Below are 14947 nucleotides of genomic sequence, written 5' to 3'. Positions count from 1 at the left end.
TGCGGCTGTAGGCTTTCGCCTTCGGGGACCGTCGTCTGCACGGAGGGGCAAAAGACCGTGAACCTGCGGGACAGGCTGCGCGGCCTGCTGGTCAGGCTGTACGCACGCCGGGTCGAAGGCCATCTGGACCACGACCAGGTGCCCAAGCACATCGGCGTCATCATGGACGGCAACCGACGGTGGGCGAAGGCCGCCGGCTCCACCCCGGCCCAGGGGCACCAGGCGGGCGCCGCCAAGATCGAGGAGTTCCTCGGCTGGTGCAGCGAGACGGACGTCGAGGTCGTCACCCTGTGGCTGCTGTCGACGGACAACTTCGACCGGCCCGCCGAGGAACTGGTCCCGCTGCTCGGCATCATCGAGGACACCGTCCGCGCCCTCGCGGCCGACGGCCGCTGGCGCGTCCACCACGTGGGCACCCCCGACATCCTCCCCGAGGGCATGCAGGGCATCCTCAAGGAGGCCGAGGAGGCCACCGCCCAGCGCGACGGAATACTGGTCAACGTGGCGATCGGCTACGGCGGCCGCCAGGAGATCGCCGACGCCGTGCGCTCGATGGTCCTGGACGCGGGGGAGAAGGGGCAGTCGATCGAGGAACTGGCCGACGCCGTCTCCGTCGACCTGATCGGCAAGCACCTCTACACCAGCGCCCAGCCCGACCCGGACCTCGTCATCCGCACCAGCGGCGAGCAGCGCCTGTCGGGCTTCATGCTCTGGCAAACGGCCCACTCCGAGTACTACTTCTGTGAAGTCTTCTGGCCGGCCTTCCGCAAGGTCGACTTCCTGCGCGCGATGCGCGACTACGCCGCCCGGCACCGGCGTTTCGGCGGCTGATCCGCCCGCACCCCGGACGTACCCGGGGGACGTACGACATCAGGAGTTAACGCACGCGCCGCCCTATGCCCTGGCATGGCTGCGCGTGTTCGAGGGAATAACCCTCCCAGGTCGGTGTCCGCACCAAGGACACCGCATCTCAGCGGGCGGCACGGGGCCGCCCGCCCGGGAGGCCCTTTGCACCAGGACGACCGCACACGAACCCGTGCGGATGACGACTTGGAGGGCCGGCTCTCGGCCCGCGCAGCGGTGCCGACGACCGGCAGCCTTCGCCGGTGTTCCCGGCCCAGAAACTCCTCCGTCGCTCCCCGACCTCATCCGAGGGGGTACGTCCTTCCGTGGTGACCAGTAACAAGCGCCTGCGCAAAGCCGAACGGCGCACTTATGTTCTCGACACCAGCGTCCTGCTGGCCGATCCCAACGCCATGACCCGGTTCGACGAGCACGAAGTCGTGCTGCCGATCGTCGTGGTCACGGAGTTGGAGGCCAAGAGGCACCATCCCGAGCTCGGCTACTTCGCCCGGCAGGCCCTGCGGCTGCTGGACGACTACCGGGTTCGCTACGGACGCCTGGACGCCCCGATCCCCACCGGAGACCTGGGCGGCACGCTGCGCGTCGAGCTCAACCACTCCGACCCCTCCGTGCTCCCGGCCGGCTACCGCCTGGGCGACAACGATTCCCGGATCCTGGCCGTGGCCCGCAATCTGCAGGCCGAGGGGTTCGACGTCACGGTCGTGTCGAAGGACCTTCCGCTCAGGATCAAGGCGTCGTCGGTCGGTCTCCTCGCCGAGGAGTACCGCGCCGAACTCGCCATCACGGACTCCGGTTTCACCGGAATGTCCGAACTGACCCTCGCCGGCGAACAGGTCGACCTGCTCTTCGAGGAGGAGACGCTCTACGTTCCCGAGGCCGCCGACCTCCCCGTGCACACGGGCCTGACGATCCACTCCGAGCGCGGCAAGGCCCTCGGCCGGGTCACGCCGGAGGGCAACGTCCGCCTGGTGCGCGGCGACCGGGAGGCCTTCGGGCTCAAGGGGCGCAGCGCCGAGCAGCGGATCGCGCTCGATCTGCTCCTCGACCCGGACGTCGGCATCGTCTCCATGGGCGGCCGGGCCGGCACCGGCAAGTCCGCGCTCGCCCTCTGCGCGGGCCTGGAGGCCGTCCTGGAGCGCCGCCAGCACAAGAAGGTGATGGTCTTCCGCCCGCTGTACGCGGTCGGCGGCCAGGAACTCGGCTATCTGCCCGGCAGTGAGGCCGACAAGATGGGGCCGTGGGCGCAGGCCGTCTTCGACACCCTCTCGGCCGTGACGAGCCGTGACGTCATCGAGGAGATCACGGCGCGCGGGATGCTGGAGGTGCTGCCGCTCACCCACATCCGCGGCCGCTCGCTGCACGACGCGTTCGTGATCGTGGACGAGGCCCAGTCCCTGGAGCGCAACGTCCTGCTGACGGTGCTGTCCCGCATCGGGGCGAACTCGCGCGTCGTCCTCACCCACGACGTCGCCCAGCGCGACAACCTCAGGGTCGGCCGGTACGACGGTGTCGTCGCCGTCGTCGAGAAGCTGAAGGGGCATCCGCTGTTCGCGCACGTCACGCTGACGCGCTCGGAGAGGTCGCAGATCGCGGCCCTCGTGACCGAAATGCTGGAGGACGTCCAGATCTAGGGCAGTTCGCCCCGACAGGCGCCGTCCGGAGAAGCCAAGGAGCTTAGCCGGGCGGCGTCTTCGTGCGCGGGGGTTTCCTGAATTCCCCTGCGCCAAACGGGGTGTGAGCTTTCCCACGCAACGCAGAATTGCCTTGCGACGTCCGAATACGGCAGAGTCACGGTCCTGTCAGGCCCCGCATACGACACTTGCGTACCCCCAGCGGTACATCACCACTGCAGTACCAGCTGCACCCTGAACTCCATACCGGCCGTCGTATGCCGCCCGCGCACCACGCGGCGCTCCCCGCAAAGGAGTTGCCCACCGGGCCCGCGCCTCCCGTGACCCCGCAGTTGGGAGGCCAGCGTCAGGGGCACGATTGCGTCCGCGATGGTCACACTCAAGCGGGCGATGCTGGAAGGAAACCGTGTGAGCCGGATTTCGGTCCGGGGATTCGCAGTGGCTTCGGCCACCGCGGTCACCACTGTCGGCGCCGTCGTGGGTGTTGCCTCGGGCAGCACCGCTCAGCCTGCCGAGGCTGAGGCCACGGCGAGCGACGCGACCCTCCTCGCCGACATACCCGCGGGCCAGCAGGCCCAGGTTCAGACCTCGTCCCTCGAGCAGCAGGCTCAGACGCAGGCCATCGCCGCGGACAACGCTGCGCAGAAGACGGCGGAGGAGGCGGCCCGCAAGAAGGCCGCCGAGGACGCCGTCGCGAAGCAGCAGGCCGCGCAGGACGCGAAGGAGAAGGCCGAGAAGGAGGCCAAGGAGCGCGAGGAGGCCAAGAAGGCCGCCAGCCGCTCCGAGACCCGCGACGCCTCCAGCTTCGCGACGCAGTCGTCGTACTCGGTCGCCCAGATCCAGGCGATGGCGCGTCAGATGGTGCCGTCCGGCCAGTTCCAGTGCTTCAGCAACATCGTGAACCACGAGTCGAGCTGGAACTACCAGGCCACCAACGCCTCCTCGGGCGCCTACGGTCTCTTCCAGGCACTCCCCGCCTCCAAGTACTCCTCCGCGGGCGCCGACTGGCAGACCAACCCGGCCACGCAGATCAAGTGGGGCCTGAACTACATGAACGACCGTTACGGCAGCCCCTGTGACGCCTGGTCCTTCTGGCAGGCCAACAGCTGGTACTAGAACGCGATCGCGTACGCGTTCAACCTTCCGGAGCCCCTCACCGTCCTACGGTGAGGGGCTCCGGCCGTATCTCCATGTACGGTCGGTGTGAAAAGTGCCCCAGGGGGAACTGGGGGTGCTGCCACGGGGACCCCCGCGGGGGAAATCAGAGGACGGATCATGTCGCGAGTTCCAGGCTGGCTCGGCCGGGTAGGGGCCGGAATCAGCAAGGTCGGCGAGCGCCTGGACGAGCGCAGGGCCGAGGCCGAGAGAGACGAGGACGAGCCGGGGCGGCGCCGCACCTCCCCGTCTTCCGACGAGACCGACGGTGCCTCCGGTGACCAGGTGCCCGCGCCGCCGGCGTACGCGCCCGCGGTGTCGCCCCGGCCCGAGCCGGTCGCCGCGGTGCCCTGGGGGCTGCGTGTCGCCGCGGAGGCGGGGTGGCGGCTGCTGATCCTCGCGGGCGCGGTCTGGGTCCTGATGAAGGTCATCAGCTCCGTGCAGCTGGTGGTGTTCGCGTTCGTCGCGGCGCTGCTCATCACGGCGCTGCTCCAGCCGACGGTGGCCCGGCTGCGCCGGCACGGGGTGCCGCGCGGGCTCGCGACGGCGCTCACCGCGATCCTCGGCTTCGTCATCATGGGGCTCGTCGGCTGGTTCGTGGTCTGGCAGGTCCAGGAGAACATCGACACCCTCTCCGACCAGGTCCAGGACGGCATCGACGAGTTGCGCAAGTGGCTGCTCAACAGCCCGTTCCACGTCACCGAGGACCAGATCAACGACATCGCGAAGCAGTTGCGCGACGCCATCGGCGCGAACACGAACGCGATCACCACGGCCGGCCTGGAGGGCGTCACCGTCATCGTCGAGGCGATGACCGGCATCCTCCTGGCGATGTTCTCCACCTTGTTCCTGCTCTACGACGGCAAGCGCATCTGGGAGTGGACGCTCAAGCTCTTCCCGGCGCAGGCCCGGCCGGGCATCGCGGGGGCGGGGCCGCGGGCGTGGCGCACGCTCACCGCGTACGTCCGCGGGACCGTCATAGTCGCCCTCATCGACGCCATCTTCATCGGCCTCGGCATCTTCTTCCTCGGGGTGCCGATGGCGGTGCCGCTCGCCGTCTTCATCTTCCTGTTCGCGTTCATCCCGCTCGTCGGCGCCGTGGTGTCGGGGGCGCTCGCCGTCGTCGTCGCGCTGGTGACGCAGGGCGTGTTCACTGCCGTGATGACGCTGGCCGTGGTCCTCGCCGTGCAGCAGATCGAGGGGCACATCCTCCAGCCGTTCATCCTCGGGCGGGCCGTGCGCGTGCATCCGCTCGCGGTCGTGCTCGCCGTCGCCACGGGGAGCATGGTGTCCGGGATCGGCGGTGCCGTGGTGGCCGTGCCGCTCGTCGCCGTCACCAACACCGTGGTGGGCTACCTCCGCAGCTGGTCCCAGGAGGCCTCCCTCCGCCACGCCCCGGCCCCCCACGGCGCCACAGCCACCCCGGTGGCCCCGGTGGCCCCACCGTCGGATTCGACCAGCACTGACTGATCCGCGTCTGCCCCACGGGCCCGGTCGCGACCAGCCCCCACGGGCCCGCACCCGACCACGAGACGCAAGAAGTCGGCCCCGGCACACATCGTGTGCCGGGGCCGACCAGTAGAACCCGCTTACGCCAGGACGGCTTCGGCGTCGAGCGTGACCGCAACGGCCTGAATCACAGAGGCGATCTTGAACGCCTCCTGCACGACCTCCCGGTCGACACCGGCCTTGCGCAGCACCTGCTCGTGCGAGTCGAGGCACATCCCGCAGCCGTTGATCGCGGAGACCGCGAACGACCACAGCTCGAAGTCGACCTTGTCGACCCCGGGGTTGCCGATGACATTCATCCGCAGACCGGCGCGCATCGTCCCGTACTCGTCGTCCGAGAGAAGGTGACGCGTGCGGTAGAAGACGTTGTTCATCGACATGATGGCGGCAGCCGACTTCGCGGCCTTGAACGCCTCCGGCGACAGGTTCGCCTCGGCCTCCGGCGCCAGCTCGCGCAGCACGTGCGACGAGCGCGACGCGATGGCCGTCGCCAGGACCGTGCCCCACAGCTGCTGCTGCGGGAGGTCCGAGTTGCCGATGACCGAGCCCAGGTTGAGCTTCAGGTCCTTGGCGTAGTCCGGTATGGCGGACTTCAGTTCGTCGAGAGCCATGTCAGTACCCTTCCGTTCACTCGCCCGAGAGCAGCGCGACCGGGTCCAGGGTCTCGTCGCCCTTGCTCCAGTTGCACGGGCAGAGCTCGTCCGTCTGGAGGGCGTCGAGGACCCGCAGGACCTCCTTGGGGTTACGGCCGACGGAGCCGGCGGTCACCATCGTGAACTGGATCTCGTTGTTCTGGTCGACGATGAAGACGGCGCGCTGCGCGAAGCCGTCCTCGCCCTCGATGCCGAGGTCACGCATGAGCTCGTGCTTCGAGTCGGCCAGCATCGGGAAGGGCAGGTCCGTCAGGTCCGGGTGGTCCTTGCGCCAGGCGTGGTGCACGAACTCGGAGTCGCCGGAGAAGCCGAGGACCTGGGCGTCACGGTCGGCGAACTCGTCGTTCAGCTTGCCGAAGGCGGCGATCTCGGTGGGGCACACGAAGGTGAAGTCCTTGGGCCACGCGAACACGATCTTCCACTTGCCCTCGTAGGTCTTGTGGTTGATCTGCTCGAACTCCTGGCCCTTCTCCAGCGAGACGCAGGCGGTCAGGTCGAACTCGGGGAACTTGTCACCGACAGTGAGCACGCGCTCTCCTTGCAGCTAGAAAGGTCCCTTTTTGAGGGACTTTTCTGTGGGTTGGACTGTGAGCGATCGTGGCACAGAGTGCATTGATTACGGAAATAGCTAGACTCGGTCGTGTTGATCGGAGGTGGCTATCAGTGGCCGTCGGTAAGGGGACGCCCGCGGGTGGGCGGCGCAGGCAGCCGAGCCTGGCGCAATTGCGGGCGTTCGCCGCGGTCGCGGAGCATCTGCACTTCCGGGACGCCGCGGCGGCGATCGGGATGAGCCAGCCCGCGCTGTCGGGAGCCGTGTCGGCCCTGGAGGAGGTGCTGGGGGTGACCCTTGTCGAGCGTACGACGAGAAAGGTGCTGCTCTCGCCCGCCGGGGAGCGGATCGCGGTGCGGGCGCGCGCCGTGCTCGACGAGGTCGGGGCGCTGATGGAGGAGGCCGAGTCGGTCCGGGCGCCGTTCACGGGTGCGCTGCGGCTCGGGGTGATCCCGACCGTGGCCCCCTATCTGCTGCCGACCGTGCTGCGGCTCGTCCACGAGACCTACCCCGAGCTGGACCTCCAGGTGCACGAGGAGCAGACCTCGTCGCTGGTCGAGGGGCTCGGGGCCGGGCGGCTCGATCTGCTGCTGCTCGCGGTGCCGCTCGGGGTGCCCGGCGTCACCGAACTCCCGCTGTTCGACGAGGACTTCGTGCTCGTCACGCCGCTCGACCACTGGCTCGGCGGGCGGGAGGGGATTCCCCGCGAGGCGCTGCGCGAGCTGAATCTGCTGCTGCTCGACGAAGGGCACTGCCTGCGGGACCAGGCGCTGGACATCTGCCGGGAGGCGGGCCGTGGTGACGCTCCCGTCACCACGACCGCCGCCGGGCTCGCCACCCTGGTCCAACTCGTCGCCGGAGGGCTCGGGGTGACACTTCTGCCGCGTACCGCCGTCGCCGTCGAGACGAGCCGCAGCAGTCAGCTGCTGACCGGGTACTTCGCCGAGCCCGCACCCACACGCAGGGTGGCTCTCGCGATGCGTACGGGCGCGGCGCGCTCCGCGGAGTACCGGGAGTTGGGGTCGGCTCTGCGGGATGCGCTGCGGGGGTTGCCCGTTCGGATCCTGGGGGACTGAGGTTCTGCGCGTGGCCGGCCGCGGGTCTACTCGGTCCGCAGTCCTTCCGGGCGCATCAGGCGGTACAGGGGCGGCAGGCTCAGCAGAGTGACTGCCGCGATCGCTGCCAGGCCGACTCCCGCCAAGGGGAGGAACGCCAGCCAGTCCGCCACCGGGCTGCCGGCCATCCTGAGCATCAGGGTGCCCAGGGCCAGACCGCCGCCGATCGCCACCGCCATGCCGAGGGCGACCGGGATCGCCGTCTGCCACAGGACCGACCAGGCCAGGGTCGAGCGGCGGGTGCCGTAGGCGACGAGGATCGACAGCAGGCGCCTGCGGTCGCGGAGCTGCTCGATCTGCGAGACCAGCAGGGACGCCGCGATGAGCGTCATCGTCAGGGCCGCGGCGGAGAACAGGCCGCGCCGGATCGCCGCGTACTCGTCGTTGATCTCGACCGTCCGGTACTGGTTCACGTTCATGGTCGGATCGATCCGGTAGGCCGTGTTGCGGACGTACTCGGCGGCGTCCGGCACGTTCGGGTCGAGCCGGATCTGCGTGGACACCATCCCGTTGGCCAGGTCGCGCACGTCGACGGTGGACGGGGTGGCGAGGATGCCGCCGTAGTGGTTGCCGTCCGGGGCGCGCCGGGCCGGGACCGTGCGGGCGTTCTCGGGCACCGTCCAGTGCGCCTTCGTGGCGACGTCGTCGATGACGAGCCGGGCGCCGGGCTTGGCGTCCTTGCTCAACGCCTCCTCGTTGTCGGGGAAGTCGGAGCCGGTGGCGCGGAAGACGTCGCCGTCCTTGCAGGAGGGCAGCTTCGCCAGCTCGCGCAGGGTGGCGCAGGAACCGACGGAGAGCGGCACGGTGTGCGAGGCGACGGAGTCGGGCTTCGTGCCCACCGCGGTCATCGAGCTGTCGATGGTGCCGATCACCTGGCGCACGCCCTTGGTCGCGGCGAACTCCCGCACGATGTGCTCGGCCGTCCGGCCCGAGGTGACATCGGCGCTGGTCCCGATCTGGGCCCGCGTCGGGTCCTGCCCCGTGGACTCGCTGAAGTTCCCGTCGATACCGCCCACGTACATCTGCAGGGCGATGCCGCCCGCCACCGCGATGGTGATCCCGGCGACCGCGCGGCTCGCGCCGGTGCTGTGCAACTGGAGCCTGCGCACGGCCAGTTGCCACGGCACCGGGCCGCCGCGCAGCCGGTGCACGACCGCCTCCACCAGCCACGGCAGGACGAGGACCAGGCCGATCAGGGTGAGCACGATGCCGGTGGCGGTCTGGAAGACGCCGAACCGGCCGAGCGAGGACGCCGAACCGCTCGTCAGCAGCAGCACCGCGCCGACGACCGGCACCACGAGACGCCACCACAGCCGGCGGGAGCGGGTGCGGCCGCCGCGGACGACACCCAGCGGCTCGATGGTCACCGAGCGCAGCGCGAACACGGTGACGGCGACGGCCGACACCGGCACGGCCACCAGGACGAGAACGGCGAGGGCCGGGACGGGCGAGAAGTCGGAGGGGAACGCCGACAGCCGCCAGATCTCCACGACCCCGAGCAACTGCCGTCCCGCCAGGAAGAGGACGACGCCGAGGACGAGTCCGAGCAGCGTGCCGAACAGCGCCTCGCCCGCCGCCGTGCGCCGGGTCGTGCGGGCGTCCGCGCCGACCAGCCGCAGCGCGGCGAGGCGCCGGTCGCGCCGCTCGCCGCCGAACCGGACGGCCGTCGCGATGAAGATGGCGACCGGGACCAGCAGGACGACGCAGGCCAGCACGATGAGCACGATGAGGCTCGGGTCGAGGGCGGGACGGTCGTAGCTCATCCCGTAGTGGTCGAGGCGGGCGGTGCTCGTCCCGTAGGTGAGCGTGTCGCTGCCCGCGTAGAGGTACAGCTCGAAGGGGTTGTCCAGGCCCGCCGGGTGGATCGTGCCGACGACGCGGTAGTCGTAGCGCTCCTTGAGGAGCTTGCCGTCGGGGGAGTCGAGCAGCTTCTTCAGGGCGGGCGAGACCACCATCTCGCCGGGGCCCGGCAGCTTGTCGACGCCGGGCGGTACCGGCGGGTGCGCGCCCTCGGGGCGCAGCAGCGAGCCGCTGATGAACTCGCCGCGGTAGTCGGACGAGGCGCTGGCGGAGAGCATCGTGTCGTCGCCGGGCTTGAGGACGCGGTCGACGCCGACGCCGGGCAGCCTGGTGTCGCCGCGCGCGTTGCGCTCCTGCATGAACGTGGGCACCGAGGCCGCGCCGAGCAGCACGGCCACGCCGAGGGCCACGCCGACGGCGGTCAGCAGGGTGCGGATCCAGCCCTCACGGCCGCAGGACACGGCGAACCGCATGCCGAGGGCGAGGTCGCGGAGGAAGCTCATCGGGCGAACTCCATGTCCCGTGACTTGCCGTCCCGCACGACGATCTCGCGGTCGGAGTAGGCGGCGACCCGGGCCTCGTGCGTGACCAGGACGACGGCGGCGTTCGCCCCGCGCGCGGCCTCGGTCAGCAGCTCCATGACCCGCTCGCCGTTGAGGGAGTCCAGGGCGCCGGTCGGTTCGTCGGCGAAGAGCAGCCGCGGGTTCGTGACCAGCGAGCGGGCCACGGCGACGCGCTGGCCCTGGCCGCCCGATATCTCACCGGGACGCTTGGCGGCGAGGTCGTCGACCTCGAGCCGCGCGAGCCAGGAGGCGGCCTGCCGCTCGGCCTCCCTGCGCTTGGTGCCGTTCAGCCGCAGCGGCAGCGCGACGTTCTCCACGCAGGTCAGCTCCGGGACCAGCTGGCCGAACTGGAAGACGAAGCCGAAGTCGGTGCGGCGCAGGGCGCTGCGCTCGGCGTCGGAGAGCGTGGTCAGCTCGCGGCCGTCGTAGGTGATGCTGCCGGAGTCCGGGGTGACGATGCCGGCCAGACAGTGCAGCAGCGTCGACTTGCCGGAGCCGGACGGGCCCATGACGGCGACGACCTCGCCGGGGTGGACGGAGAAGGAGGCGCCGTCGAGCGCGGGTGTCGGGCCGTACGCCTTGTGCAGATCGGTGGCGGTGAGCAGGGCGCCGGCGGGCGTGGGGGTCATGAGGGACGTACCTCCGCGGCGAGTCGGTCGAGGCGCGCGGCGGTCAGTTCGAGCCAGCGCAGGTCGGCTTCGAGGTGGAACAGGGCGTGGTCGCAGATCAGCTGGTCGGCGAGGTCGCCCTTGCGCTTGCGGTCCGTGAGGATGCGCATCAGGCGCAGGTGTTCGGCGCGCTGGGTGTCGAGGATGGTGGCGGCGTCGCGCTCGGTCAGCAGCGCGAGGACGACCTTCGTGTAGAGGGTCGACTGGAGGTACGGCTCCGGCTTCTCCGGGGTCGCCAGCCACTGGCGTACGTCGGTGATGCCCGCGTCGGTGATCGCGTACCGCTTGCGCTCCGGGCCGTCGCCGGCCTCGATCCCGTCGACCTCCACGAGGCCGTTCTTCAGGAGGCGGGACATGGTCGAGTAGACCTGCCCGTAGTGCAGCGGCTTGTCGTGGCCGAACGTCGAGTCGAAGGTGCGCTTGAGGTCGTAGCCGTGCCGGGGGCCGGCTTCGAGAAGCCCGAGAAGGGTGTGGCCGATGGACATGAGGGTGACTGTACACCGTGTGTATACCCGGGGTGTATACCCGCCTGTGGGCTGGTGGGGGTTTGTCGCGCAGTTCCCCGCGCTCCTTCAGGGGCGCGGGGAACTGCGCGATCAGCCGCACTCAGCCGTCGGCCGCCGAACCACCGGCCCCGTCCGGGCTCTTGGGTGGACGGCCCCGGCGGGGGATCGGTCCGGCCCCGCCGGGAAGCCGCCCCGACTCGGCGAGAGCGCGCCGCAGCAGGAACTCGATCTGCGCGTTCGCCGAGCGGAGCTCGTCACCGGCCCACCGCGCGAGCGCGTCGTACACGGCGGGATCGAGCCGCAGCAGCACCTGCTTACGCGGACGCGGAGTCACTGGTAGAGCGTCCCGGTGTTCAGCACGGGCTGCGCCGCACGGTCCCCGCACAGCACCACGAGCAGGTTCGAGACCATCGCGGCCTTGCGCTCCTCGTCCAGCTCGACGATGTCCTGCTCGGAGATCCGGGCGAGCGCGGCCTCGACCATGCCGACCGCCCCGTCCACGATCTGCCGCCGCGCGGCGACCACGGCACCGGCCTGCTGGCGCTGGAGCATCGCCGAGGCGATCTCGGGCGCGTACGCGAGGTGCGTGAAGCGGGACTCGATGATCTGCACCCCGGCCGCCTCCACGCGCGCGTGCAGCTCCACGGCGAGCTTCTCGGTGATCTCCTCCGCGTTGCCGCGCAGCGACAGGCCCTCCTCCTCGTGCGCGTCGTAGGGGTACTCGATGGCGATGTGCCGCACGGCCGCCTCGGTCTGCGTCGACACGAACTCCAGGAAGTCGTCGACCTCGAAGGTGGCCTGCGCGGTGTCCTCGACCTTCCACACCACGACCGCGGCGAGCTCGATCGGGTTGCCGTAGGCGTCGTTGACCTTCAGGACGGCCGTCTCGTGGTTGCGCACGCGCGTCGAGATCTTCGTACGGGAGGTGAGCGGGTTCACCCAGCGCAGGCCGTCCGTGCGGATCGTGCCCCGGTAGCGGCCGAAGAGCTGGACGACGCGGGCCTCGCCCGGCGCCACCATGTTCAGCCCGCACATGGCGAAGAACGCGGCGATCACGACCACGATGCCGACCGCGATCAGACCGCCCTTGGCGCCCGCCGAGTCGAGCCCGGCGCCGACGGCGACCAGGCCCGCGCCGACGAGCAGTCCGACGAGTCCGAGCAGCAGGGCGAGCCCTCCGCCGATGCTGCCGGCCGTGAACTCGCGCACGCCGGTCCTGGGCATCTGTGGCACATCGGGTGTGGCGTCCGTCTCGGGCATGACTGTCCCCGTTTCCCTGAAGCATTGCTGAGCTGCTGGTTCGCATCGGAGGTGACGCGGACCCTGTCTAGCAAAGTGATATCACTTTACCTCGAGTGGCAACCTTCCGCAGCTGTTGCTCGTCGGATCTCTTGGGGTGCGTGCTGATTGTCACGTCCCGGAAAGCCCGGAAAGGGCGGTATTGGCCGGTAGGCGCGGTGTTAGCTTCATGCACTGATTAGGCCTACTGGGGGTGGAAGGGCCGGGTTCACAGGCCGGTGCGGAATGATCCGCGCACCGGAGCACGCCGAGAACGACGAGATGCGGAGCGGTAGACGTCATGGGCCGAGCGGAAGAGCGGCGGGCACGGCAGCGCGGGGACGCACGCCGTGCCGCGCCCGCCCCGGCGACGGGACACCGTGCCGAGGGCGGGCGCGCGGACCGTAGGAAGAGCAAGGACGGCAAGGACGACCGGGGGTTCATACGCCGCATGTTCACCTGGAAGAAGCTGCTGGGCGCCTTCTTCGGCGTCGTACTGGTCTGCATGGGCGCGTTCGTCGTGCTGTACATGGTCATCGACGTACCCGACGGGAACAACGAGGCGAAGCTGCAGAGCAACGTCTTCGAGTACAGCGACGGCGCCGTGATGGCCCGCACCGGCGACGTCAACCGCGAGATCGTCGACCTGTCGGAGCTCTCCCCCGAGGTGCAGCACTCCTTCGTCGCCGCCGAGAACAAGTCGTTCTACACCGACAAGGGCGTCGACCTGAAGGGCACCGCCCGCGGCCTGTTCAACACCCTGTCCGGCAAGGGCAAGCAGGGTGGTTCGACGATCACCCAGCAGTACGTGAAGAACTACTACCTCACGCAGGACCAGACCGTCACGCGCAAGCTGAAGGAACTGGTCATCTCGCTGAAGGTGGAGCGGCAGAACTCCAAGGAACAGATCCTCGCCGGGTACATCAACACCAGTTACTACGGCCGCGGCGCCTGGGGCATCCAGGCCGCAGCGCAGGCCTACTACGGGATCGACGCCTCGAAGCTGAGCCCGAACCAGGGCGCCTACCTGGCCGCGCTGCTCCAGGCCCCCAGCCAGTACGACTATTCGAGCGCCACCCCGACCGGCAGGAAGCTCGTCAAGGCGCGCTGGAACTACGTCCTCGACAACATGGTCGAGATGCACTGGCTCGGCGCGAGCGAGCGCGAGGGCCTGACCTTCCCCACGCCGCACAAGCCGAAGGCCGCCTCCGGCCTCACCGGCCAGGAGGGCTATCTCTACGAGGCCGCGAAGGCCGAGGCCATCAAGGACCTCGGCATCCCCAAGGAGAAGTTCGACGCGGGCGGCTACACGATCACCCTCAACATCGACCGCAAGAAGCAGAAGCAGCTGGAGAAGTCGGTCGCGCAGCAGCTGACCGACGACCTCGACCCGAAGTCCAGGAAGGCGGACGCCCGGGTCCAGGCCGGCGCCGTCTCGGTCGACCCCAGGACCGGCAAGGTCCTGGCGATGTACGGCGGCAAGGACTACACCGAGCACTACGTCAACAACGCCACCCGCGACGACTACCAGCCGGCCTCCACCTTCAAGCCGGTGATCCTCGCGGCCGCGCTGCAGAACCAGTCCGAGACCCAGTCCGGCCAGCCGATCAAGGCCAGCACCAGCTACGACGGCACGAGCAAGCGCCCGGTGGAGGAGGACGGCCGGAAGGTCGGCTTCGCCCCGCCGAACGAGGACAACCGCGACTACGGTCCGGTCACCGTGCAGACGGCCATGAACAAGTCCATCAACTCCGTCTTCGCCCAGATGGGCATCGACGTCGGCATGGACAAGGTCATGGAGACGGCCAAGCAGCTCGGCATGAACTCCGACGACCTCAAGCCGTACGCGGCCCAGACCCTCGGCACCATGGGCGCGAGCCCGCTGGAGATGGCCGGGGTCTACGCGACGTTCGACAACCACGGCAAGAAGGTCACCCCGAAGATCCTGAAGTCGGTGACCTACGGCGGCGCCAAGCAGCCGCTGCCGGACGCGATCGGCGGCCGGGTCGTCGAGCGCGGTGTCGCCGACTCGGTCACCTCGGTGCTGACCGGTGTGGTCGACGACGGTACGGCGAAGGCGTCGGTCCGGGACAACGCGGCGCGCGACGGCCAGCAGGTGGCCGGCAAGACCGGTACCTCCGACGACAACAAGTCGGCCTGGTTCACCGGCTACACGCCGGACCTCGTCACGTCCGTGGGCCTGTTCGGCGAGGGCGCCGTCAAGACGGCGGAGGAAGGCAGCCACGTCTCCATGAGGGGCGCCGGCGGACTGCCGCGCGTCGACGGCGGCAGCTTCCCGGCCCGCATCTGGGCGCAGTACATGTTCAACTCGACCAGCGCGAACAGCAAGTTCAGCCTGGACACGGACATGGGCGCGGGCGTCGCACCCACGTCGTCGGCCCCGGCCACGCCGACCGAGGAGCCGTCGAGCGAGACGCCGAGCCAGACGCCGACGACGAAGGCGCCCACGCAGACGCCGACGACGCCGACCCAGGAGCCCACGACCGAGACGCCGACCCAGGACCCGACGACGGAGCAGCCGCCGAACCCGACGGACTCCCCGACGATCGAGATCCCGGAGAACCCGGTGAACGGCAGGGAAGAGCAGTAGCCACGCACACGCGAAGGGGCGCCGGAGACCGTCCGGCGCCCCTT

Annotated in this window: 13 protein-coding genes; 6 read left to right on the top strand and 7 right to left on the bottom strand. The window is 69.8% G+C overall.

The window, feature by feature from the left end; translation table 11 throughout:
- Positions 1-57 precede the first annotated feature (57 nt).
- The 4 genes from ABT127_RS13980 to ABT127_RS13965 all read left to right on the top strand — a co-directional run bounded on the left by ABT127_RS13980 (position 58) and on the right by ABT127_RS13965 (position 5120).
- A complete protein-coding gene (locus ABT127_RS13980; RefSeq protein WP_351448556.1) occupies positions 58-831 on the top strand; it encodes an isoprenyl transferase in 774 nt (257 codons plus the stop codon).
- A 338-nt stretch (positions 832-1169) separates the two neighbouring features.
- Positions 1170-2495, top strand: a complete 1326-nt coding sequence (gene phoH2, locus ABT127_RS13975) for an RNA 5'-3' helicase PhoH2 (RefSeq protein ID WP_351448553.1) — start codon at positions 1170-1172, stop codon at positions 2493-2495.
- A 408-nt stretch (positions 2496-2903) separates the two neighbouring features.
- Positions 2904-3611 carry an aggregation-promoting factor C-terminal-like domain-containing protein gene (locus ABT127_RS13970; protein WP_351448550.1) on the top strand — a complete coding sequence of 236 codons (708 nt, stop codon included), beginning with the start codon at positions 2904-2906 and terminating at the stop codon, positions 3609-3611.
- 159 nt (positions 3612-3770) lie between these two features.
- Positions 3771-5120: an AI-2E family transporter gene (locus ABT127_RS13965; RefSeq protein WP_351448547.1), complete on the top strand. Its 1350-nt coding sequence runs from the start codon at positions 3771-3773 to the stop codon at positions 5118-5120.
- 119 nt (positions 5121-5239) lie between these two features.
- On the opposite strand, the gene ABT127_RS13960 is transcribed toward ABT127_RS13965, so the two are convergent.
- Positions 5240-5770, bottom strand: a complete 531-nt coding sequence (locus ABT127_RS13960; RefSeq protein WP_351448545.1) for an alkyl hydroperoxide reductase — start codon at positions 5768-5770, stop codon at positions 5240-5242.
- A 16-nt stretch (positions 5771-5786) separates the two neighbouring features.
- A complete protein-coding gene (locus ABT127_RS13955; protein ID WP_018089323.1) occupies positions 5787-6341 on the bottom strand; it encodes a peroxiredoxin in 555 nt (184 codons plus the stop codon).
- Between the two features lie 134 nt (positions 6342-6475).
- Here ABT127_RS13955 and ABT127_RS13950 point away from each other — a divergent pair, with 134 nt between their 5' ends.
- Positions 6476-7438 (top strand): LysR substrate-binding domain-containing protein, encoded by a 963-nt coding sequence (locus ABT127_RS13950; protein ID WP_351448543.1) that lies wholly within the window; start codon positions 6476-6478, stop codon positions 7436-7438.
- A gap of 26 nt (positions 7439-7464) precedes the next feature.
- On the opposite strand, the gene ABT127_RS13945 is transcribed toward ABT127_RS13950, so the two are convergent.
- The 5 genes from ABT127_RS13945 to ABT127_RS13925 form a co-directional block, all read right to left on the bottom strand.
- Positions 7465-9780, bottom strand: coding sequence for an ABC transporter permease (locus ABT127_RS13945; protein ID WP_351448541.1), 2316 nt, complete (start codon positions 9778-9780; stop codon positions 7465-7467).
- Positions 9777-10469: an ABC transporter ATP-binding protein gene (locus ABT127_RS13940; RefSeq protein ID WP_351448539.1), complete on the bottom strand. Its 693-nt coding sequence runs from the start codon at positions 10467-10469 to the stop codon at positions 9777-9779. Before ABT127_RS13940 ends, ABT127_RS13945 begins: the two co-directional genes overlap by 4 nt.
- Positions 10466-10993: a PadR family transcriptional regulator gene (locus ABT127_RS13935; protein WP_351448537.1), complete on the bottom strand. Its 528-nt coding sequence runs from the start codon at positions 10991-10993 to the stop codon at positions 10466-10468. Before ABT127_RS13935 ends, ABT127_RS13940 begins: the two co-directional genes overlap by 4 nt.
- 121 nt (positions 10994-11114) lie before the next feature.
- Positions 11115-11348: a type II toxin-antitoxin system antitoxin gene (locus tag ABT127_RS13930; protein WP_351448535.1), complete on the bottom strand. Its 234-nt coding sequence runs from the start codon at positions 11346-11348 to the stop codon at positions 11115-11117.
- Positions 11345-12274 (bottom strand): SPFH domain-containing protein, encoded by a 930-nt coding sequence (locus ABT127_RS13925; RefSeq protein WP_351448533.1) that lies wholly within the window; start codon positions 12272-12274, stop codon positions 11345-11347. The genes ABT127_RS13930 and ABT127_RS13925 overlap by 4 nt, the downstream gene beginning before the upstream one ends.
- A gap of 319 nt (positions 12275-12593) precedes the next feature.
- Here ABT127_RS13925 and ABT127_RS13920 point away from each other — a divergent pair, with 319 nt between their 5' ends.
- The gene (locus ABT127_RS13920) at positions 12594-14903 is read left to right on the top strand and encodes a transglycosylase domain-containing protein (RefSeq protein WP_351448530.1); all 2310 of its coding nucleotides are present in this window, start codon (positions 12594-12596) and stop codon (positions 14901-14903) included.
- Positions 14904-14947: the final 44 nt, after the last annotated feature.

Origin of the sequence: Streptomyces sp. NPDC001904, assembly GCF_040297005.1 — a bacterium.
Lineage (GTDB): Bacteria > Actinomycetota > Actinomycetes > Streptomycetales > Streptomycetaceae > Streptomyces.
This window is presented reverse-complemented; position numbering and strand designations above follow the sequence as displayed.

Coding starts and splice junctions, on each gene's coding strand:
- ABT127_RS13965 (WP_351448547.1), top strand. CDS start 3,771: ATGTCGCGAGTTCCAGGCTGGCTCGGCCGGGTAGGGGCCGGAATCAGC.
- ABT127_RS13960 (WP_351448545.1), bottom strand. CDS start 5,770: ATGGCTCTCGACGAACTGAAGTCCGCCATACCGGACTACGCCAAGGAC.
- ABT127_RS13945 (WP_351448541.1), bottom strand. CDS start 9,780: ATGAGCTTCCTCCGCGACCTCGCCCTCGGCATGCGGTTCGCCGTGTCC.
- ABT127_RS13940 (WP_351448539.1), bottom strand. CDS start 10,469: ATGACCCCCACGCCCGCCGGCGCCCTGCTCACCGCCACCGATCTGCAC.
- ABT127_RS13935 (WP_351448537.1), bottom strand. CDS start 10,993: ATGTCCATCGGCCACACCCTTCTCGGGCTTCTCGAAGCCGGCCCCCGG.
- ABT127_RS13925 (WP_351448533.1), bottom strand. CDS start 12,274: ATGCCCGAGACGGACGCCACACCCGATGTGCCACAGATGCCCAGGACC.
- ABT127_RS13920 (WP_351448530.1), top strand. CDS start 12,594: ATGGGCCGAGCGGAAGAGCGGCGGGCACGGCAGCGCGGGGACGCACGC.